We start from the raw sequence: 20185 nt of genomic DNA, 5'->3' as shown, positions 1-20185 counted from the left end.
CGTTGACCGTTCCACCGGGCCGCTGACATTCTGCTCGACGTGAATCCGGACATGCGCCTCACCTCTCGCAGGCACGTCGACCTCTGTCGGCAGGCCAGCGCGGTCTGTGCGGTCCGCGGCTGTTGACGCCGCCGGCCGCGCGCCCTCTGCCGCGGCCCCGTTCCCTGTGATCACATCCCGATGACCCGGTACGCCGCTGCCCGCTCGGCGGTCCGGCGGCGCGCGGTCATCGCCTGATCTTCCACAGCCCTCCCCCGTTTCCCGGGCAACGGTTTCCCGGGAAACCCCTGATTCCCGCGTGTGCGGCGGCCCTCGCCCACCCTCGGGCCTCTTTTTCCCGCAGCGAGACAAATCCGTCGGAAGCCGTTCCGCTCGGCCGACGGCTGCCCGTCCCGTACCTCCGCCATCGCCGCGCGCCCCGCGCGTCCCCTTCCTCACAGGCAGGCTCAGATGACCGCGTCCCACCCGTCCCCCTTCTCCGCCGTCACCCGCAGAGCCACCCTGCGGGCGGCGGGCGCCGGTACCGCGCTGCTGGGACTCGGCCTGGCCGGCTGCCGTTCGGCGGTCTCCGCGGAGGACGACCCGGTCGCCGCCGGCGACGCCAAGCCCCGGCGCGGCGGCACCCTGCGGATCGCGATCGGCAACGACTTCACCCCGGCGCTGCTGTTCGCCCAGAGCGCCCAGTCCCTCCAGCAGGGCCTGCTCTTCAACACGCTGACCCGCTACGACGACCGGCTCCGCCCGCAGCCCGAGCTGGCCGTCTCCTGGACGTATCCGAAGGACGGGCGCAGCATCACCCTGAAGCTGCGCCAGGGCGTGACCTTCCACGACGGGCGGCCGTTCACCGCGGACGATGTGATCTTCGCCGTGCGGAACCTCCAGAACCCGGTGCGCGCCGCCCAGTTGCGGGCGACCGCCGCGGCGATCACCGGCTTCGAGAAGCGCGGGGACCACGAGCTGACGCTGAAGCTCGCCCATCCGGTGGCCAATCTCTTCGACCTCTTCGAGTTCATGATCATCACCGATCGGCACACCGTGGAGGACGCGGTCACCGGGCGGAAGCTCAACGGCACCGGGCCGTTCCGTTGGGTCACGTGGAGCCCCGGCACCGGACTGGACCTGGTGCGCAACGACCGCTACTGGCGCGCGGGGCGGCCCTATCTTGACGCGGTGGAGCTGCGGGTGGCCGGGCAGGCCGACGCGTTGGTCTCCTCACTGCGCACCGGCCAGTCCCAGCTCTCCTTCGATGTGCCGGGCACGAGCATGGCGCTGGTCAAGAGCACCCCCAGCTTGAAGATCACCGACTACTCCACCGGCGCCGGCGCCTACTACGTGGGTGTCAACACCACGGTGAAGCCGCTGGACGACAAGGCCGTGCGGCAGGCCATCGCCTGGGCGGTGGACCGGGACCGGCTGCTCGCCCAGTCGCTCGGCGGCTACGGGCTGGCCTCGGCCGCTCCCTGGCCGAGGTCGTCCCCGGCGTTCACCGAGACCGGGCGCACCCACTACCGCCATGACCCGGCGAAGGCCCGGGAGCTGCTGCGCTCGGCGGGCCACCGCTCGCTGAAGCTGCCGCTGCTCCACTCGGCCACCCCCGGGGACACCTCCATCGCGGAGGCCGTGCAGTACGACCTGGCGCAGGTCGGCATCGACGTCACCCTGGAGCCCACCGACCCGGCGACCGCGCAGAAGAGGCTGATCTCGCAGTCCATGCCGGCGCTGTGGACGCTGAGCCATGGCTTCGCACAGGTGCACCCCTCGACCCTGGCGGTCAGCGCGTATCCGTTCAACGAGGCCAAGAACACCAGCCGGTTCCGCTCCGGGACGTACACCAGGATCGTGAAGGAGGCCTGGACCACGCCCGACGACGGACCGGCCGGGCGCGCCCGCTACGCCCGGATCACCGACATCCTGCTGGACGAGGCGTTCATCATCGACCTGGTGGTGCGCGGCCAGGTGCAGGTGGCCTCCGAGCGGCTGCGCGGGGTGAGCCTCAACAAGTTCTCGCAGGCCCGCCTCGACGACGCCTATCTGGTGTGACGGGGGCTCGGATGCGCAGCTATCTGCTGAGAAGGCTGCCGTCGGCGGCGCTGGTGCTGCTGCTGGCCTCCTTCCTGGTTTTCGCCGTGCTGCGGCTGGTGCCCGGCGATCCGGCCACCACCCTGGCCGGGCCGGACGCGACCGAGGCGACCGTCGCCGCCATCCGGGACCGCCTCGGACTGGACGAGCCGCTGCCCGTGCAGTACGCCGCCTGGATCGGCGCCCTGGTCACCGGTGACCTCGGCCCCTCCCATGTGATCGGCGGCGAGGTCGCCGACCTGATCGGCGACGGGCTCGGCGCCACCGTGGAACTGACGCTCGGCGCCCTGCTGTTCGCGCTGCTGCTCGGCGGCGCCCTGGGCATCCTGGGCGCCACCGCGCGGCGCCGCTGGACCCGGGCGGCGGTCCGCGCGGTGACGGCCGGGGCGCTCGCCGTACCGCCGTTCGTCACCGGGGTGCTGCTGGTGCTGCTGTTCTCGGTGACCCTCGGGGTGCTGCCGCCCGGCGGTCGGGTGCCGCTGCTGACCGCCCCCGACCTGGGGGTGCAGTACCTCCTGCTGCCGGCGCTCTGCCTGGCGCTGCCGAGCGCCGCGGTACTGGGCCGGTACCTCCAGGAGGGGCTGCGGCAGGCTCTCGCGGAGGACTACGTCCGTACCGCGACCGCCGCCGGGATCGCGCCGCGCCGGCTGCTGTGGCGGCACGCCCTGCCCAACGCGCTGCCCCCGGTGGTGACCCTGGTGGGCATCCAGACCGGGCATCTGCTCGGCGGGGCGGTGCTGGTGGAGGCGATCTTCGCCTGGCCGGGCCTCGGGCAACTCGCCGAGCAGGCGCTGAACCGCCGCGACTACCCGGTGGTGCAGGATCTGCTGCTGCTCCTGGTGGCGGTGTTCGTGGTGGTGCAGCTGCTCACCGACCTCGCCTACGCCTGGCTCGACCCGCGCATCCGATGGGAGTGAACCGAGATGACCACGTACACCCTGGAGAAGCGGGCGGCCCGGCCCCGGCCGCCGTATCTCGCCCTCCTCACCACCTGGCGCGGCCGGATCGGACTGGCCCTGGTCGCGCTGGTGGCGGCCGCCGGGCTGCTGGCGCCGCTGCTGGCCGGGCACGACCCCACCGCGCAGAGCGGCCAGGGGCTGCTGGGGCCCGGGGCGCCCGGCCATCCGCTGGGCACCGACGAGCTGGGGCGCGACCTGCTCAGCCGGCTGCTCCACGGCATCCGCACCGACCTGGGACTGATCGGCCTTGCGGTGCCGCTCGGCGCGCTGCTCGGCTGCCTCGCGGCGCTGGCCGCGGCCGCCCACCCGGCCGCCGACACGGTGGTGCAGCGGCTCTTCGACCTGGTGCTCGCCTTCCCCGGGCTGATCCTGGCGCTGCTGGTGATCGCGGTGGCCGGGCCGGGGTGGCTGCCGGTGGTGCTGGTGATCGCGCTGGCCGAGATCCCGGTGTTCGGGCGGCAGTTGCGGGCCGGGATCCTGGTGCAGCGCGGCCGGGAGTACGTCACCGCCGCCCGGGTCGGCGGGACCTCCCGCACCCGGCTGCTGGTCCGCCACATCCTGCCCAACGCCGCCGAACCGCTGATCGTGCAGTTCGCGGTGTCGCTGACGGTCGCGGTGTTCCTGGAAGGGGCGATGAGCTTCCTCGGGGTGGGCGTACGGCCCCCGGAGCCGACCCTCGGCAACGTCCTGGCCCAGGCGATGCCGTATCTCGCCCAGTCCCCGCATGTGGCGGCCGGACCGCTGGTGGTCATCACCGCGCTGGTGGCCGGGCTGTCCCTGCTCGCCGACGCCCTCAACCGGGAGATACGCCGATGACGACGACGCAGACGACCGAAGGGCGCACCACCGGGCCGCCGCTGCTGGAGGTGCGCGACCTGTCCGTGGAGTTCACCGCGCCCGGCGGCGGGGCGCTGCGCGCCGTACGGGAGGTGTCGTTCACCCTGCGCCGGGGCGAGACGCTGGCCGTGGTCGGCGAGTCCGGCTCGGGGAAGTCCACCACCGCGCTGGCGGTGCTGGGGATGCTGCCCGGCACCGGGCGGATCGCCTCCGGTCAGGTGCTGCTGGACGGCGAGGACCTGGTCACCGCCGGGCCGGCGGCGCTGCGGGCGGTGCGCGGCGGCCGGATCGGGATGGTGTTCCAGGACCCGATGACCGCGCTCAACCCGGTGCTCACGGTGGGCCGCCAGCTGGACGAGGTGCTGCGGGCGCACGGCGCCGACGGCCGGCGGGCCCGTACCGAACGGGCCGCCGAGCTGCTCGACCTGGTCGGCGTCCCGGACCCGCGCCGCCGGCTGGCCGACCATCCGCACCAGTTCTCCGGCGGGCAGCGCCAGCGGGTGCTGATCGCGATGGCGCTGGCGGGCGGGCCGGACCTGCTGCTCGCCGACGAGCCGACCACCGCGCTGGACGCCACCGTGCAGGACCGGATCCTCACCCTCCTCGCCGACGTCGGCCGGGAGACCGGCACCGCGGTGGTGGTGATCACCCACAACATGGGGGTGGTGGCCCGCTCCTGCGAGCGGGTGCTGGTGATGTACGGCGGATCGGTGGTGGAGGACGGCCCGACCGCCCGGGTGCTCACCCGGCCCTCCCATCCGTACACCGCCGGGCTGCTGGCCGCCGTGCCGCGGCTGTCCTCACCGTCCGGCACCCGGCTGACCGGTATCCCCGGCACCCCGCCGGACCTGGCGCTGCTCGGTGACGGCTGCGCCTTCGCCGACCGGTGCTCCCGGTCACTGGAGGTCTGCCGGGAGAGCGTGCCGGTGCTGTTGCCGGCCGGGCACGGGGTGCGCACCGCCTGCGCCCCGGCGACCGCGCTGGACGAGCCGCTGTACGACCCGGCGCCGCCCGTTCCGCTGGACCGGCCGGCGCCCGGGCCGGTGGTGCTGGAGGCGGTGGACCTGGTGAAGGGCTACCGGTCCCGGCGTCGGGGCCCGGTGCGGCCCGCGCTGGACGGGGTGTCGCTGACCCTGGCGGCCGGGGAGACCCTGGGCCTGGTGGGCGAGTCGGGGTCGGGGAAGTCCACCCTGGCCCGGGTGCTGGCGCACGCCCATTCGGCGGACTCCGGCACCCTGCGGCTACGCGGCGAGGATGTCACCCGGCCCTCCCGCGCGGCCCTGAACGGGGTGCGGCGGCAGGTGCAGCTGGTGTTCCAGGACCCCTACGCCTCGCTCAACCCCCGGATGACGGTGGGCGAGATCGTGGCCGAGCCGCTGCGCGCCTTCGGTCTGGGCGACCGTACGGCCCGTGAGCGGCGGGTCGCCGGCCTGCTGCGGCAGGTCGGGTTGGACCCGGCGGCGGCCGGCCGGCTGCCGCGCTCCTTCTCCGGGGGCCAGCGGCAGCGGATCGGCATCGCCCGGGCGCTGGCGCCCGAGCCGTCGGTGCTGATCTGCGACGAGCCGGTGTCCGCGCTGGATGTGTCGGTGCAGGCCCAGATCACCACGCTGCTCACCGACCTCCAGCGGGAGCTGGGCCTGGCGCTGGTGTTCATCGCGCACGATCTGGCGGTGGTGCGCCAGGTCAGCCACCGGATCGCGGTGATGCACCAGGGCCGGATCGTGGAGAGCGGCCCCGCCGACGAGGTGTGCGAGCGTCCGCGACACGCCTATACCCGGGCGCTGCTGGCCGCCGTACCCTCGCCGGTGCCGACGGGAGCGCCGCCGGCGCGGGAGACCTTGGCGAGCGGGGTGGGCGTATGACGGAGAACGGACTGCCGAAGGCCTCCGGACGGTCGTGCTGCGCCCCGGGGCGTACGGGGACGGGCACCGCCGTCGTCCCCTCCCCGGTCGCCCGGTCCGCCGGGGCGGCGGACCATCGGATGGCCGAACTGCCCGGCGGGTCCTTCCTGATGGGCGACCCCTTCGGGGAAGGCGTGCCCGAGGACCGGGAGGGGCCGGTACGGGAGGTGGTGGTGGCGCCGTTCGCCATCGACACCACCGCCGTCAGCAACGGGCAGTTCGCCGCCTTCACCTCCGCCACCGGCTATGTCACCGACGCCGAGCGGTTCGGCAGCTCCTACGTCTTCCATCTCCTGCTGCACCCCGGGGCGCGGTCCCGGGTGCTCGGCCGGGTGGCCGGGGCGCCCTGGTGGCTGGCGGTCACCGGGGCGGCCTGGCACCGCCCCGAGGGGCCCGGCTCGGAGGTCGGGGACCGCGCGGACCATCCGGTCACCCATGTCTCGCACCGGGACGCGGAGGCGTACTGCGGCTGGGCAGGGCTGCGGCTGCCCACCGAGGCCGAGTGGGAGTACGCGGCCCGGGGCGGTCGTGAGGGGGCGCGCTATCCCTGGGGCGACGAACTGACGCCCGGCGGGCGGGAGATGTGCAACACCTTCGCCGGTGACTTCCCGGTGCGCTCCGAGCGGCCCGGCGGCCGGACCGGGACGGTGCCGGTCACCGCGTACCGGCCGAACGGCTTCGGGCTGTTCAACACCTCCGGCAACGTCTGGGAGTGGTGCGCCGACCCCTGGGAGCCGGGGTCGGGCGAGCGGGTCATCCGCGGCGGCTCGTACCTTTGCCACTCCTCGTACTGCAACCGCTACCGGGTGGCCGCCCGGTCGCACAACACCCCCGACTCCTCCACCGGCCACGGCGGCTTCCGCTGCGCCCGCGACCTGCCCCGCACCTTTCAGGAGAGCGACCCCAGATGACGACCGAGGCACCCACCACCCGCCGCGACCCTTATGACGGCTTCGAGGGCAGCATCGGGCGGACCTTCGCCGACTCCCGCCCCGCCTGGCCGGCCGAGCGCCGGGCCGCCGAGGGGGCGCCCAACATCGTGGTCGTGCTGGTGGACGACATGGGCTACAGCGACATCGGGCCGTTCGGCGCGGAGATCGCCACCCCGGTGCTGGACTCGGTCGCCGAGAGCGGGGTGCGGCTGACCAACTACCACACCATGCCGCTCTGTTCACCGGCCCGGGCCGCGCTGCTGACCGGGCTCAACCCGCACCGGGTGGGCTATGCCATGGTCGCCAACGCCGATCCCGGCTTCCCCGGCTACGGGATGGAGATCGCCGAGGACATCCCCACCCTGGCCGAGACCCTGCACGGCGCCGGGTACGCCACCTACGCGGTCGGCAAGTGGCATCTGGCCCGGGACTCCTCGTCCAACGCGGCCGACGACCGCCGCAACTGGCCGCTGCAGAAGGGCTTCGACCAGTACTACGGGGTGCTGGAGGGGCTGACCAACCTCTTCCATCCGCACCAACTGGTGCGGGACAACAGCCCCCTGGACATCGACGCCTTCCCCGAGGGCTACTACTACACGGACGACATCACCGACCAGGCGATCGGCATGGTCAAGGGGCTGCGGGCGCACGACGCGGACAAGCCGTTCTTCCTCTATCTGGCACACAACGCGGTGCACGCCCCGCTCCAGGCCAAGCCGGCGGACATCGCCCGGCAGCGCGGGCGGTACGCGGACGGCTGGGACGAGGTGCGGCGGCACCGGTTCGCCCGGCAACTGGCCGACGGGCTGTTCCCCGAGGGCACCGCGCTGCCGCCGCGCAACCGGGAGGCCGGCGAGGAGGTGGACGCCTGGGACGAGCTGCCGTCGGAGCAGCGGGAGTTGGCCGCCCGCTATATGGAGGTGTACGCGGCGATGGTGGCCAACATCGACGAGAACCTGGGCCGGCTGCTCGCGGTCATCGAGGCGTACGGCGAACTGGACAACACCATCGTGGTGTTCACCTCGGACAACGGCGGCAGCGGCGAGGGCGGGGCGGAGGGCACCCGCAGCTACTTCAGCCGGTTCGCCCACCATCCGCGGCTGCCGGAGGACTGGCGGCCGGACGTGGAGCGCGACCCGGAGCTGATCGGCGGCCCGCGCAGCATGGTGCACTATCCGCGCGGCTGGGCGATGGCCTCCAACACGCCCTTCCGGCTGTACAAGCGGCACACCTACGCGGGCGGGGTGCGGGTGCCGTTCCTGCTGTCCTGGCCGCGCGGGCTGCCCCGGGCGGAGGGCGGCACCGGCGACAACGGGCTGCGGCACGCCTACCAGTACGTGACCGATCTGGCGCCCACCCTTCTTGAGCTGGCCGGGGTGGCGCGGCCGGCCGAGCTCCACGGGCGGGCCGTGCAGGAGGAGGACGGGACCGCCTTCGTACCGGTGCTGCGCGACCCGGCGGCGGCGAGCACCCATCCGGAGCAGTACTGCGAGATGACCGGCAACCGCAGCTACTACCGGGACGGCCACAAGATCGTGACCGTGCATCGGCCGGGCGCGCCGTACGACGACTCGGAGTGGGCGCTGTACGACATCCGCACCGACTCCACCGAGGTGCGCGATCTGGCGGCGGCGCGGCCGGAGGTGGTCAAGGAGCTGGCAGCGGCCTGGGAGGAGGCGGCCTGGCGCAACGGGGTCTTCCCGCTGCCCGGTCCGGGCGGGGCGATGGTGCGCCGGGGGCCCGGCGAGGCCCGGCTCGAACGTCCGGTGACCCTGCTGCCGGGCACCCCGGAGCTGGAGCGCTACCGCTCCTCGCGGCTGACCGCCTTCCGCTCGTTCACCGTCACCGTGCGGCTGGCCCGGCACGGGGCCGCCGACCAGGGGGTGCTGGTCTCGCACGGCGACCAGGGCGGCGGCTACAGCCTGTACGTGGAGGAGGGCCGGCTGCGCCTCGCGTACAACGAGTACAGCGCCCTGCACGAGGCGGACGCCGGGCCGCTGCCGGCCGGGGCCCGGACGGTGGAGCTGGCGGCGGCCGCCGAGCCGGGGCTGCGCTGGCAGTTCGCGGTACGGGTGGACGGCGAGGAGCGGCCCGCGCTGCCCGGCAGTGTGCACCAGCTGATCGGGATGGCCCCGTTCCAGGGGATCAGCGTGGGCCTGGACCGCAAGTCGCCGGTGTCCTGGCCGGTGCATCTGCGGCACGGGGTCTTCCGCTACTCCGGGGAGCTGGCCTCGGTCACCTACCGGCCGGGCGAGGTGGGCCCGGACGCGCCGGAGGTGGTGGCGGCGGCGCTACGGGAGGCCGCGGCGGCCTTCGAGTAGCGCGGCCGTGCCCCGGGGCGGGGCTCCGCTACCGTCCCGGGGCCGGTCCGGGCCCGGCTACGTACCGCCGTCCCGGCGCAGCCGACCACGGCGAGGCCGCCCAGCACGGTGGCCCAGGTGATCGGCTCACGCAGCAGCAGGGCGGCCCAGCCGATGCCGAGCACCGGCTGCACCAGCTGGATCTGGCTGACCCGCGCCATCGGGCCGATCGCCAGTCCGCGGTACCAGGCGAAGAAGCCGAGGAACATGCTGACCACGCCGAGGTAGCCAAAGGCCGCCCATTCGGCCGGTGTCCCGCTCGGGGTGTGCCGGGCGGCCGCCACCGCGGTGAGCGCGGCCATCGGCGGCGCGGCGAGCACCAGGGCCCAGGAGATGGTCTGCCAGGCGCCCAACTCCCGCGCGAGCAGCCCGCCCTCGGCGTATCCGACGCCGGCCGCCAGCACCGCGCCGAGCAGCAGCAGGTCCGACCAGGCCGGGCCGCTCGCCCCGCCGCCCTGGAGCGAGGCGAAGCCCACGGCGGCGACGGCTCCGGCGGCCGCGGTGAGCCAGAAGGCCCTCGGTGGCCGCTCCCGGGTGCGCAGCACCGCCAGGACCGCGGTCACGGCCGGCAGCAGGGCGATCACCACGGCGGCGTGCCCGGCCGAGGCGGTGGTGAGCGCGTAGGAGGTCAGCAGCGGGAAGCCGGCGACCACCCCGGCGGCCACCACCGCGAGCCGGGCCCACTGGGTCCCGCGCGGCAGCCGCTGCCGGGTGGCGGCCAGGGCGACGGCCGCGAGCAGGGCGGCGACCACGGCGCGGCCGGCGCCGACGAAGAGGGGCGACATCGCGCCGCCCTCCACGGCGATCCGGGTGAAGGGGACGGTGAAGGAGAAGGCCGTGACACCCAGCAGTCCCCAGCCGATGCCGGAGCGGGTGGTCCCGGACCCGCCGATCCCGGAGTGGCTGGCGGCCGGGACGGGGGCCTTCGGTAGCACGGGGGCGACGGAGTGAGTAGCGCTACTATCTATTCTCATGGATAACGATAGCAGTGGACGGATCGTCGAGGCGCTGCGGGGGTGGATCGCGGGGGCCGCGCCCGGCGCCCGGCTGCCGGCCACCCGGGCGCTGGTGGCCGAGTACGCGGCGAGTCCGGTCACCGTGCAGAAGGCGCTGCGGACCCTGGCGGCGCAGGGGCTGGTGGAGAGCCGTCCGGGGGTGGGGACCTTCGTCCGCGCGGCCCGGTCGGCGCCCCGGCCGCATGACTACGGCTGGCAGACGGCGGCGCTCGGCTCGCCCCGGGACCGGGGCCCGGCGGTGTCCGCGGCGCTGCGGACCGTGCCGAACGAGGTGATCGCCCTCCACTCGGGCTACCCGGACCGGGAGTTGCTGCCTGAGCGGCTGGTACGGGCCGCCTTCGCCCGGGCGGCCCGCGGGGACGCCGCGGTGGCCCGGCCGCCGGTGGCGGGGCTGCCGGAGCTCCAGGCGTGGTTCGCGGCCGAGCTCGGCGCGGTCACCCCGCTGGGCGCGCAGCCACCGGCGGCGAGCGATGTGCTGGTACTGCCGGGCAGTCAGAGCGCGCTGGGCACCGTCTTCCGCACCCTGGTGGGAGCGGGCAGGGCCGTGCTGGTGGAGTCGCCCACGTACTGGGGTGCGCTGCTGGCCGCCGCGCAGGCGGGGGTGCGGCTGGTCCCGGTGCCCAGCGGCGCGGACGGGCCGGACCCGGAGGCGCTGGAGCGGGCGTTCCGGCAGAGCGGGGCGCGGGTGTTCTACGCGCAGCCGAGCTTCGCCAATCCCACCGGCGCGCACTGGTCGCCCGAGCTGGCCGATCGGGTGCTGGACACCGTACGGGCGCATGGGGCGTTCCTGGTGGAGGACGACTGGGCGCATGACTTCGGGATCGAGGCGGCCGCGGTGCCGCTGGCCGCGCGGGACGAGGGCGGCCGTGTCATCTATCTGCGGTCGCTCACCAAGAGCGTCTCCCCGGCGGTCCGGGTCGCCGGGGTGGTGGCCCGCGGCCCGGCCCGGGCGAGGATCCTGGCGGGTGCGCAGGCGGAGTCGATCTACGTCAGCGGTCTGCTGCAGGCGGCGGCGCTGGATGTGGTCACCCAGCCAGGCTGGCGCACCCATCTGCGAGGCCTGGGCCGCCGGCTGGCCGCCCGCCGCGATCTGCTGGCCGGGGCGCTCGCCGAGCACGTACCGGAGGCACGGCTGGAGGCGGTGCCGCAGGGCGGGCTGAACCTGTGGGCCCGGCTGCCGGACGGCACCGACTCGGAGCGGCTGGTCCGGGACTGCGAGGCCGCCGGGGTGGCCGTGGCCTCGGGCGACGCGTGGTTCCCGGCCGAGCCGGCCGGGGTCCATCTGCGGCTCAACTACGCCGGCCCGAACCCGGGCGCCTTCCCGGAGGGCGCCCGGCTCATCGGCCAGGCGCTGGCCCTCCAGCGGACGGCCTAGCGACGGCGGGGCTGCCGGGGCGGGGGCACGCTCGGGGGCGGTCACTCGCCGCCGCGGGTACGCGGTCGCCTCGGGCGGGCAGGTCACCCGTTCCCGCCGTCCGGCGTGCCGGGGGTCCGGGTCCGGCCTTCAATGGCGGGAGTCCGGTGCCGTCCTGCCCGGGGCCGGTTCGGTGCGGCCCGGGAAGCCGGCGGCACTCGTGCCTGTGGCCGCCCGGAGGCTCCATGTCCGCGACCCCGCCGCCCGCTCCCGGCCGTACGGGGCCGTCCGCCGCTCCCCGCCGGACCGCGCTGCGGCGTACCGGCGAGTGGTGCGCCCGGCACAGCGTCCTGGTGATCGTCCTTTGGCTGGCCGCGCTGGTCGGGGCGCAGGTGCTGGACCGGGCCTACGGGGGCGACTACTCGGATGACTTCACGCTGCCCGGCTCGCAGTCGGACGACGGTCTCGCGGTCCTGCGGTCGCATGATCCGGCGGCCGGCGGTTATGGCGCACAGATCGTGCTCAGAGACAGTGCGGCGCCGCTCAGTTCGGTCGGCGGGCAGGTGAACACCGCCGTGAGCGACCTGGGGAAGCTGCCGCACGTACTCAGCGCGCAGAGTCCGCTCCCTCCGCCCGGTACCACCCCGCCGCCGGCCGGCTCCGGGCCGAACACCGGGCCGCTCTCCTCCGACGGCCGCACCGGCTACATCACCGTGCGGTTCGACGTACAGCCCTCCACCCTCGGCGAGTCCTATACGGACGGGGTGGACCGGGCGGTGGAGCCGCTGCGGGCGGCCGGGGTGCAGGTGGAGTACGGCGGTCCGCTCGGTGAGCTGGACCGGCCGCACACCGGCGACCGCACCAGCGAGGCGATCGGCTTCGCGGTGGCGATCGTGGTGCTGCTGATCGGCTTCGGCAGTGTGGTCGCGGCGGTGCTGCCGCTGGTCACCGCGCTGATCGCGGTGGTCTGCGGGCTGGCGCTGCTGGGGCTGCTGGCGGCGGCGGCCACCTTCGCCACCGTCTCCCCCACCCTCGCCACGATGATCGGCCTGGGGGTGGGCATCGACTACGCGCTCTTCCTGGTCACCCGCCACCGCCAGCTGCTGATGGACGGGGTGGAGCCGGCGGTCGCGGCCGGGCGGGCGACGGCGACCAGCGGCAAGGCGGTGCTGGTCTCCGGCTGCACGGTGATCATCGCGCTGTCCGGGCTGTGGGCGTCGGGCATCTCCTTCATCGGCAAGCTGGGGCTGGCGGCCGCGGTCACCGTGGTGACGGCCGTGCTGGGCGCGGTGACCCTGGTCCCGGCGCTGCTCGGGCTGATCGGGCGGCATATCGACCGGCTGAGGGTGCGCCGCCCGGTGGCCGAGACGGACGCCGAGCCGGGCGCGGAGGCGCACGGGATGTGGCACCGCTACGCGCTGCGGGTGGAGCGGCGGCCGTGGTGGTTCCTGGTGCCCGGGGTGGTGCTGCTGGCGGTGCTCGCGATCCCGCTGCTGTTCATCCGGCTGGGGCACATCGGGGACGGAGCCGATCCGGAGTCGTTCACCGACCGGCGCGCCTACGACCTGATGACCGAGGCGTTCGGCCCCGGCTCCAACGGGCCGCTGACCCTGGTGGTGGACCAGTCGGCGGTGCCGCAGGCGGACCGCTCGGCGCTGGCCTCCTCGGTGAACGGGGCGCTGGCGAAGGTACCGGGCGCGGTGAAGGTGACCCCGCTGACGCCGACCCAGGACGGGGAGGTGCTGCTGGCGACCGCGTACTCCGCCGACGCCCCGCAGGACCAGGGGACCACCGATCTGGTGAACCGGCTGGTGGACGACGTGCTGCCGGATGCGGTGGCCGGGACCGGGGCGCGCACCTATGTGACCGGGACGACCGCCGCCCAGGTGGACTTCCTGGACATCGTCTCCAGCCGGCTGCTGCTGATCATCGCGGTGGTGGTGGGGCTGGCGTTCCTGGTGATCCTGGTGGTGTTCCACGGGGTGCTGGTGGCGGTGAAGGCGGCGGTGCTCAACGTGCTGTCGATCGCCGCCTCGTACGGGGTGGTGGTGGCGGTCTTCCAGTGGGGCTGGGGCGGTCCGGCGCTCGGGGTCTCGGGCGAGGTGCCGATCGAGAGCTATGTGCCGATGATGATGTTCGCCATCGTCTTCGGGCTGAGCATGGACTACGAGATCTTCCTGCTGTCGCGGGTGCACGAGGCCTGGCTGCGCACCGGCGACCCCAAGGCGAGCGTGGCGCACGCGCTGGAGATCACCGCGCGGGTGATCACCTGTGCGGCGCTCATCATGGTCAGCGTCTTCGCGGCGTTCGTGCTGAGCGACCAGATCGTGGTGAAGATGCTGGGCCTGGGGCTGGCGGCCAGCGTGCTGATCGACGCCACGGTGGTGCGGCTGCTGCTGGTGCCGGCGGCGATGACCCTGCTGGGCAAGGCGGCCTGGTGGACGCCGCACTGGCTGGAGCGGCTGCTGCCGAAGGTGGACGCGGAGGGCGGCGGCGCCGAGGGCGGTCACGGCCGGACGCCGGTCTCCCGGGCGGGGTGAGGCGGTGGGCCGGTTGCTACGGGGCCCGGGCCTGGAGTTGGAAGAGCTCCAGGCCCGGGCCGTGCAGCCGGCCGGGGGCCGGATCGGCCATGCGGCTCAGCTCGCGCCGGGGCGGATGCGGCCGCGCCAGCCGCCGGACTCGCCGCCCTGGGTCTCGATGTAGTCCTTGAACCGCCGCATGTCGCCCTTGACCCGCCGGCCCAGGATGCCGGTGGCGTCGGCGGCCTTCTCGGCCATGCCGCTCGGTTCGACGTCCATCACCAGCTCCACCCGGGTGTGGCGCTCGTCCACCTTCCGGAAGCTGACCGTGCCCTTCTGCCGGGTGTCGCCGCCGATGGTGCGCCAGGCGATCCGCTCGTCGGGCAGCTGGTCCACGATCTCGGTGTCGAACTCGCGGTGCACCCCGCCCATGCTGGTCTTCCAGTGGTTGTGGCGGTCGTCGATCTGGCGGATCTCGTCGACGCCCTCCATGAACCGGGGGAACTCCTCGAACATCGTCCACTGGTTGTAGGCCGTGTGGACAGGGACGTCCACCTCGATCGTCTCCTTGACGGTGCTCACGCTCTGCCTCCTCGTCGCTCGCGCGTCGGTGCCCCCGCGCCGGGGGCCGGGCCGCGCCCCGGGTACCCCCTCACGCGCCGCGCTCACCCGCCGGCCGGCGGTCCCCCGGTGTCAGCCCGCGGTCACCTGGGCGAGGAAGGGCGGATCGCCTTCTCGTCGAGCGGGTTCACGACCGCGCGGCAGTCGGCGGTCCGGCCCCGCGCCGCCAGGGTTTCCCCGGCTGGGAAACCCTGGGAAACGCCCCGTTCCCGCAGGTACGGTGGCCGCCCCGACCGCGAGGAGTCCCGTGTCCGCCCGCCCCCGTCTGCTGTATGTCTCCGACCTCCTCTATCCGGCCCGCGGCCGGCGGTACGGTGACGAGGACATGGCGCTCACCGCCGCCCTGCGGGACGAGTTCGCGGTGGCGCTCTGCCCGCCGGGCGACGCGGCCGCGCTGCTGGACGGCTTCGACGCGGTGGTGGTCCGCAACAGCGGCCCGGTGCTGCACCACCGCGAGGCGTACGACGCCTACCGGGCCCGCGCGGTGGAGCTGGGCGTGCCGGTGTACAACCCGCTGACCGGGCGGGGGGACATGGCGGGCAAGGGGTATCTGACCGAGCTGACCTCGGCCGGGCTGCCGGTGATCCCCACCGTGGAGCGGCCCGAGGATCTCGGGGTGCTGCCGGACAGCCCGTGGTACGCGGTGAAGCCGGCGGCCGGGGCGGACTCGATCGGTCTGGAGTTCCTGCCCGCCGAGCGGCTCGGCGAGGTGCGGTGGGACGGGGTGCTGGTCCAGCCGAGGATCGACTTCCGCTACGAGGTGTCGTTCGTCTTCGTGGACGACGCCTTCCAGTACGCGGTGTACGCGCCGGACCCGGAGCGCCGCTGGGAGCTGGAGCCCTATGCGGCCTCGACGGCCGATGTGGAGTTCGCCCGCCGGTTCGTCGCCTGGAACACCCTGGAGCACGGGGTGCAGCGGGTGGACGCCTGCCGCACCCGGGACGGCCGGCTGCTGCTGGTGGAGCTGGAGGACCTCAACCCCTATCTCTCACTGGACCGGGTGGACCCGGTGGTGCGGGAGCGGTTCACCGCGGCGCTGAAGCGCTCGCTGCACCGGTACCTCGGCCGGTAGCGGACGGGGTACCGGCGACGGGTCAGGCCTTGAGGACGCGGCCGGAGATGGCGAGGGTGACGCGGCGCGGGGAGAGGGTGGAGGCGATGGAGGAGATCCGGTTGCCCAGGCCGACGACGATGCTGGGCGGGGTGGTGCGGCGCTCCAGTGCGCGCCGGGCGGCGGTGACCACCTGTTCGGCGGTGGCCATGGAGCCGACGGCGGCGTCCTGGGTACCGACGACGTCGAAGAACTCGGTGCGCACCGGGCCCGGTGAGACGGCCAGCACCGTCAGGGCCGAGCCGCGCACCTCGTAGCCGACGGCCTCGGTGAAGTTGAGGACGAACGCCTTGGTGGCGCCGTAGACCGCCATGGCGGGGGTGGGCTGGTAGGCGGCGGCGCTGGCGATGTTGACCAGGGCGCCCCGGCCGTCGGCGACCAGGTCGGGCAGGAACGCCCGGGTGAGCTCGGTGACGGCCATGACGTTGAGCTGGACCATCTCGCTGACCCGCGCGGGGTCCGCCTCGGCGAGCGGGCCGTGGCTGCCGAAGCCGGCGTTGTTGACCAGGGTCTGCACGGTGGTGCCCAGGCCGTCCAGTTCGGCGCGGAGGGCCGCCGCCGCGCCGGGCTTGCCGAGGTCCGCGGCGATCACCCGGGCGCTGACCCCGTACCGCTGCTCCAGGCGTTCCGACAGCTCCTCCAGCCGCTCCTTGCGCCGGGCCACCAGCACCAGGTCGGCGCCGCGCTCGGCCCACTGCCGGGCGAACTCGGTGCCGAGACCGGAGCTGGCCCCGGTGATCAGGGCCGTGGTGCCCCGGTAGGTCATCGTCATGGCCGCCTGCTTTCCTCTTCATGCACGGACTGGCACCCTCGAATGTAGACATCGCCATCTTTGTAGTCAATGCCAACATCGCTCGGGAGCACGACACCTTGACCGACAGCCCATACCACCACGGCAATCTCCGGACCGCCCTGCTGGAGCGCGCGGAGAGCGTGCTGGCCCAGTACGGTGCCGACGGGCTCTCGCTGCGCGCCCTCGCCCGCGACCTGGGGGTCAGCCATGCCGCTCCGGCCCGCCACTTCCGCGACCGCCAGGCCCTGCTGGACGCCCTGGCGGTCAGCGGCTTCACCCGGCTCAACACCGCGCTGCGCGGCGCGGGCGGGACGCCCGGGCCGCCGTCCGCCCGGCTGACCGCGCTGGGCCGGGCCTATGTGGAGTTCGCGGTGACCCATCCCCCGCTGCTGGCGCTGATGTTCACCGCCAAGCACGCCGAGGACTCCAGCGCGGAGCTGCGCGAGCTGGGGCACGCGGGTCTGGAGGTCGCCGCCGGGCTGATCGCCGAGGCCCAGGCGGCGGGCACCGCCCGCCCGGGCGATCCGGTCCGCCTCGCCCAGGTGGCCTTCTCCACCCTGCACGGGCTGGCCACCCTCTCGCTGGGCGGCCTGCTGGACGACACCCCGCTGGACGAGGCACTGGATCTGGCCCTGGAGGTGCTGCTCGCCGGGATCGCCCCGGCGCCCTGAGCCGAACGGGGGGCGTGCCAACGGCTACGACACCGGCGCGCGGGTTTCCGGAACGGTGGCCTCCGGTCAGGGATGATCGGTGAGCCGTAGGGCCCCCACCGGCCGTACGCGGACGGCCCCGGCCCTCGGCGGCCGCCCCTCCCCCACCGCCGGAGCAGCCATGACGCCGCCCCCTCCCCCCGACGACGGAGCCCCGCCGAGGCCCGAGGGCCCCGGGGGGACTCCGCCCGGTCCCTGGCACGGGTGGCTGCCGCGGCCGGCCCGGCTGCTGCTGCCGCTGGTGCTGCCGGCGCTGCTCATCGGGGTCGCCAGCAGTCTGGTGCTGCTGGCGGTGACCTGGGTCGCCGACCGGCTGGAGGGGGTGCTGTGGTCCACCGTCCCCCGCGCCCTCGGCGTCTCCGGCACCTCCGGCGGCTGGACGATCGCGGTGCTCACCGCCGCCGGGCTGGCCGTGGGGCTGGTGGTGTGGCGCTTCCCGGGCGGTACCGGCCCCGATCCGGCCACCCGGGGCCTGGTGGACCCCCCGCTGCCGCCCACCGTGCTCCCCGGGGTGCTCACCGCCGCCGTGATCGGACTGGCCAGCGGGGTGAGCCTCGGCCCGGAGAACCCGATCACCAGCGTGAACGTGGCACTGGCGGTGGCGCTGGGGATGCGGGCGCTGCCCCGGGTGCCCGGCACGGCCTGGGCGGCGCTCGCCGCGGCCGGGACGGTGGGCGCCATGTTCGGCACCCCGGTCGCCGCCGCACTGCTGCTCTCGGAGGTCGCGGGCCCGCCCGATCCGCGCCCGCTGTGGGACCGGCTGTTCGCCCCGCTGGTGGCGGCCGGGGCGGGCGCCCTGACCACGGTGCTGGCCGACGCGCCCACCTTCGCGCTGGACCTGGGGCCGCGGCCGGACCTCCGCCCGGTGGACGGGCTCACCGCGATGGCGGTCGCCTCGGTGTGCGCGCTGGTGGGACTGGTGGCGGTCGCCCTCCTCCCGTACAGCCACCGGCTCTTCCACCGGCTGCGGCATCCGGTGGCGGTGCTCGCCTGCGGGGGGCTGGTGCTGGGGCTGCTCGGGGCGCTGGGCGGGCGGATCACCCTGTTCAAGGGCTCGGAGCAGATGCGGGAGCTGACCGGCGACCCGGCCGCGTACACGGCCGCCGGGCTGGCGCTGATCGTGGCGGTGAAGCTGGTGGCCCTGGTGGTGGCGGCGTCCTGCGGGTTCCAGGGCGGCCGGATCTTCCCGGCGGTGTTCATCGGGGTGGCACTGGGGATGCTGGCGCACGCGGTGGCGGGATCGGTGCCGTTGGCGCTGGCGGTCCCCGCCGCGGTGCTCGGGGTGCTGCTGGCCACCACCCGGCAGGGTTGGCTGAGCCTGTTCATGGCCGCCGTGGTCGGCTCCGACATCGCCCTGCTGCCGCTGCTGTGCGTGGCCGCGCTGCCCGGCTGGCTGCTGGTCACCGGCCGGCCCCTGATGCAGGTCGCGCCCGGGAAGGCGCCGGCCGGAGCCGGCTGAGGGGCGGCGGGTGGTCCGTTCAGACCGTCCCGGCTGGTGGGGGGCGCGGGGCGCGCATAGCTTCACGCTGACGGAGTGCCACGGGCCGAGCCGTGCTCGCCGGTCTCCGGTGCCGCCGACGCAGGCGGCCGCACCCCGACGCGAGAGAAGGACCCCATGCGCTCCATATCCCTGCCGGCCGGCGCCCTCGCCGGCGCGCTGTGCCTGGCCGCCGCGCCCCTGGCGTGGGCGGGCGGCAGCACCACGCAGAACGCGACCGTGACCGTCTCCCCGTCCAGCGTCGCCCCCGGCGCCACCGTCACCATCAATGTGACCTGCCCGTTCACCCAGAACTCGGGCGGCAGCCGCGGCATCACGGCCACCTCGCGGGCCTTCGAGGGCGGGCGGACCACCCTCACCAGCTCCTCGGGCGCCGCCCCCGGCGGCACCCGCTACACCGGCACCGCCCGGATCGCCCCGCGCTCCACCTTCGTCACCGGGACCGGCACCGGGCAGCGCACCCCGTACAGCGTGGACGGCGACTGCGGGAACGGCACGCGCTTCCGCGGCACGGTGACCGTCGATCCCCGCACCCCCAGCGGCGGCACCACCGGTGGCCTCGGCGGCAGCCAGGGCCCCACCACGGTGGAGATGGTGGCCGGCGGCTCGCTCGCCGCGGCCGGTGCCGCCGGGGGCGTGCTGCTGCTGCGCCGCCGGATGGCCAACGGCACCCGCTGACCCCGCGGGGCCCGCCGATACCCGGGCGCCCGGGCGGCTGCGTACGAGCGGCGGACGGGCAGGCCCGGTGCTTACCTGAAACCCGCGCAGCCTCACCCCCTAGGAGCACCACGTGGCATCGCAGAAACCCTCCCTCCCGTACACCATCCCCGGTCTGTCCACCGAGGCGGGCGCCGAGATCATCGGCATACTGCAGATGCGTCTGCACTCGCTCAACGACCTGCATCTGACGCTGAAGCACATCCACTGGAACGTGGTCGGGCCGCACTTCATCGCGGTGCACGAGATGATCGACCCGCAGGTGGACCAGGTCCGGGCGATGACCGACGACCTGGCCGAGCGGATCTCGACCCTGGGCGGGGAGCCCAAGGGGACCCCCGGGTCGCTGGTGGCGGACCGCGCCTGGAACGACTACTCCATCGGGCGGGCCGAGGCGATCGAGCACCTCGGCGCGCTGGACCTGGTGTACACCTCGCTGATCGAGGACCACCGGGCCGCGATGACCGCCACCGAGGAGCTGGACCCGGTCACCCAGGACATGCTGATCGAGCAGCTGCGCGGCCTGGAGCTGTTCCAGTGGTTCGTCCGGGCCCATCTGGAGTCCAGCGGCGGGCGGCTGAGCACGGCCGGCGCCTCCTCGGAGAAGGCCGCCGCGAGCGCCGCCGCCGACCAGGCCAAGAAGCAGCCCTGACCCGTCCTGCCCCCAGCTGTCCCCGGGCGTCAGCACCGGCCGTGCCCGCACCGCACGCCGGTGTCGCGGCCGGCGGCATCAGCTGGGTGCCCTCCGGCCCGGACTTCACCCGCAATCAGCCTCGTA

General features: G+C 74.6%; 17 protein-coding genes. 14 read left to right on the top strand and 3 right to left on the bottom strand.

The annotated features are described in order from the left end of the window. Nucleotides 1–51 precede the first annotated feature (51 nt). From ABZ945_RS21585 to ABZ945_RS21555, 7 genes are all read left to right on the top strand, one after another. Nucleotides 52–126, top strand: coding sequence for a putative leader peptide (locus ABZ945_RS21585; protein ID WP_361272012.1), 75 nt, complete (start codon nucleotides 52–54; stop codon nucleotides 124–126). A gap of 324 nt (nucleotides 127–450) precedes the next feature. Further along, nucleotides 451–2040: an ABC transporter substrate-binding protein gene (locus tag ABZ945_RS21580; RefSeq protein WP_361271838.1), complete on the top strand. Its 1590-nt coding sequence runs from the start codon at nucleotides 451–453 to the stop codon at nucleotides 2038–2040. 11 nt (nucleotides 2041–2051) lie between these two features. After that, entirely contained in the window at nucleotides 2052–2996 is a 945-nt protein-coding gene (locus ABZ945_RS21575; protein ID WP_361271835.1) for an ABC transporter permease, read from the top strand. A gap of 6 nt (nucleotides 2997–3002) precedes the next feature. Beyond that, nucleotides 3003–3854 (top strand): ABC transporter permease, encoded by an 852-nt coding sequence (locus ABZ945_RS21570; protein WP_361271832.1) that lies wholly within the window; start codon nucleotides 3003–3005, stop codon nucleotides 3852–3854. After that, nucleotides 3851–5737, top strand: a complete 1887-nt coding sequence (locus ABZ945_RS21565; protein WP_361271829.1) for an ABC transporter ATP-binding protein — start codon at nucleotides 3851–3853, stop codon at nucleotides 5735–5737. Before ABZ945_RS21570 ends, ABZ945_RS21565 begins: the two co-directional genes overlap by 4 nt. A gap of 119 nt (nucleotides 5738–5856) precedes the next feature. Then, nucleotides 5857–6687 carry a formylglycine-generating enzyme family protein gene (locus tag ABZ945_RS21560; protein WP_361272010.1) on the top strand — a complete coding sequence of 277 codons (831 nt, stop codon included), beginning with the start codon at nucleotides 5857–5859 and terminating at the stop codon, nucleotides 6685–6687. Then, entirely contained in the window at nucleotides 6684–9029 is a 2346-nt protein-coding gene (locus ABZ945_RS21555; RefSeq protein ID WP_361271827.1) for an arylsulfatase, read from the top strand. The genes ABZ945_RS21560 and ABZ945_RS21555 overlap by 4 nt, the downstream gene beginning before the upstream one ends. On the opposite strand, the gene ABZ945_RS21550 is transcribed toward ABZ945_RS21555, so the two are convergent. Then, the gene (locus ABZ945_RS21550; protein ID WP_361271824.1) at nucleotides 8948–10003 is read right to left on the bottom strand and encodes a DMT family transporter; all 1056 of its coding nucleotides are present in this window, start codon (nucleotides 10001–10003) and stop codon (nucleotides 8948–8950) included. The genes ABZ945_RS21555 and ABZ945_RS21550 overlap by 82 nt on opposite strands. A gap of 37 nt (nucleotides 10004–10040) precedes the next feature. Here ABZ945_RS21550 and ABZ945_RS21545 point away from each other — a divergent pair, with 37 nt between their 5' ends. After that, nucleotides 10041–11459 (top strand): PLP-dependent aminotransferase family protein, encoded by a 1419-nt coding sequence (locus tag ABZ945_RS21545; RefSeq protein WP_361271822.1) that lies wholly within the window; start codon nucleotides 10041–10043, stop codon nucleotides 11457–11459. A gap of 224 nt (nucleotides 11460–11683) precedes the next feature. Continuing rightward, complete coding sequence (locus ABZ945_RS21540) at nucleotides 11684–13978, top strand: MMPL family transporter (RefSeq protein WP_361271820.1); 2295 nt, start codon at nucleotides 11684–11686, stop codon at nucleotides 13976–13978. A gap of 96 nt (nucleotides 13979–14074) precedes the next feature. Here ABZ945_RS21540 and ABZ945_RS21535 read toward each other — a convergent pair whose 3' ends face one another. Further along, nucleotides 14075–14539 (bottom strand): SRPBCC family protein, encoded by a 465-nt coding sequence (locus tag ABZ945_RS21535; RefSeq protein ID WP_361271817.1) that lies wholly within the window; start codon nucleotides 14537–14539, stop codon nucleotides 14075–14077. Between the two features lie 286 nt (nucleotides 14540–14825). On the opposite strand from ABZ945_RS21535, the gene ABZ945_RS21530 reads away from it, so the two are divergent. Then, on the top strand, nucleotides 14826–15650 hold the full coding sequence (locus ABZ945_RS21530) for a hypothetical protein (protein ID WP_361271815.1): 825 nt from the start codon (nucleotides 14826–14828) through the stop codon (nucleotides 15648–15650). Between the two features lie 22 nt (nucleotides 15651–15672). Here ABZ945_RS21530 and ABZ945_RS21525 read toward each other — a convergent pair whose 3' ends face one another. Continuing rightward, nucleotides 15673–16461 (bottom strand): SDR family oxidoreductase, encoded by a 789-nt coding sequence (locus ABZ945_RS21525; protein ID WP_361271812.1) that lies wholly within the window; start codon nucleotides 16459–16461, stop codon nucleotides 15673–15675. Between the two features lie 98 nt (nucleotides 16462–16559). On the opposite strand from ABZ945_RS21525, the gene ABZ945_RS21520 reads away from it, so the two are divergent. The 4 genes from ABZ945_RS21520 (at nucleotide 16560) to ABZ945_RS21505 (ending at nucleotide 20059) form a co-directional block, all read left to right on the top strand. Beyond that, entirely contained in the window at nucleotides 16560–17153 is a 594-nt protein-coding gene (locus ABZ945_RS21520) for a TetR/AcrR family transcriptional regulator (protein WP_361271810.1), read from the top strand. A gap of 79 nt (nucleotides 17154–17232) precedes the next feature. Next, nucleotides 17233–18651, top strand: a complete 1419-nt coding sequence (locus ABZ945_RS21515; protein ID WP_361271808.1) for an ion channel protein — start codon at nucleotides 17233–17235, stop codon at nucleotides 18649–18651. Nucleotides 18652–18807: 156 nt separating this feature from the next. After that, the gene (locus tag ABZ945_RS21510) at nucleotides 18808–19368 is read left to right on the top strand and encodes a hypothetical protein (protein WP_361271806.1); all 561 of its coding nucleotides are present in this window, start codon (nucleotides 18808–18810) and stop codon (nucleotides 19366–19368) included. A gap of 112 nt (nucleotides 19369–19480) precedes the next feature. Beyond that, nucleotides 19481–20059 (top strand): DNA starvation/stationary phase protection protein, encoded by a 579-nt coding sequence (locus ABZ945_RS21505; protein ID WP_361271803.1) that lies wholly within the window; start codon nucleotides 19481–19483, stop codon nucleotides 20057–20059. Nucleotides 20060–20185: the final 126 nt, after the last annotated feature.

The organism is Streptomyces sp. NPDC046887 (assembly GCF_040644755.1).
GTDB lineage: Bacteria > Actinomycetota > Actinomycetes > Streptomycetales > Streptomycetaceae > Streptomyces > Streptomyces lichenis.
The sequence above is the reverse complement of the archived record's forward strand: the minus strand, read 5'-3'. Positions and strand labels throughout refer to the sequence as shown.

Bases quoted from the DNA above. Each gene is read 5' to 3' on its own strand.
- ABZ945_RS21580 (WP_361271838.1), top strand. From the start codon at position 451: ATGACCGCGTCCCACCCGTCCCCCTTCTCCGCCGTCACCCGCAGAGCC.
- ABZ945_RS21575 (WP_361271835.1), top strand. From the start codon at position 2,052: ATGCGCAGCTATCTGCTGAGAAGGCTGCCGTCGGCGGCGCTGGTGCTG.
- ABZ945_RS21570 (WP_361271832.1), top strand. From the start codon at position 3,003: ATGACCACGTACACCCTGGAGAAGCGGGCGGCCCGGCCCCGGCCGCCG.
- ABZ945_RS21565 (WP_361271829.1), top strand. From the start codon at position 3,851: ATGACGACGACGCAGACGACCGAAGGGCGCACCACCGGGCCGCCGCTG.
- ABZ945_RS21560 (WP_361272010.1), top strand. From the start codon at position 5,857: ATGGCCGAACTGCCCGGCGGGTCCTTCCTGATGGGCGACCCCTTCGGG.
- ABZ945_RS21555 (WP_361271827.1), top strand. From the start codon at position 6,684: ATGACGACCGAGGCACCCACCACCCGCCGCGACCCTTATGACGGCTTC.
- ABZ945_RS21545 (WP_361271822.1), top strand. From the start codon at position 10,041: ATGGATAACGATAGCAGTGGACGGATCGTCGAGGCGCTGCGGGGGTGG.
- ABZ945_RS21540 (WP_361271820.1), top strand. From the start codon at position 11,684: ATGTCCGCGACCCCGCCGCCCGCTCCCGGCCGTACGGGGCCGTCCGCC.
- ABZ945_RS21525 (WP_361271812.1), bottom strand. From the start codon at position 16,461: ATGACGATGACCTACCGGGGCACCACGGCCCTGATCACCGGGGCCAGC.
- ABZ945_RS21510 (WP_361271806.1), top strand. From the start codon at position 18,808: ATGCGCTCCATATCCCTGCCGGCCGGCGCCCTCGCCGGCGCGCTGTGC.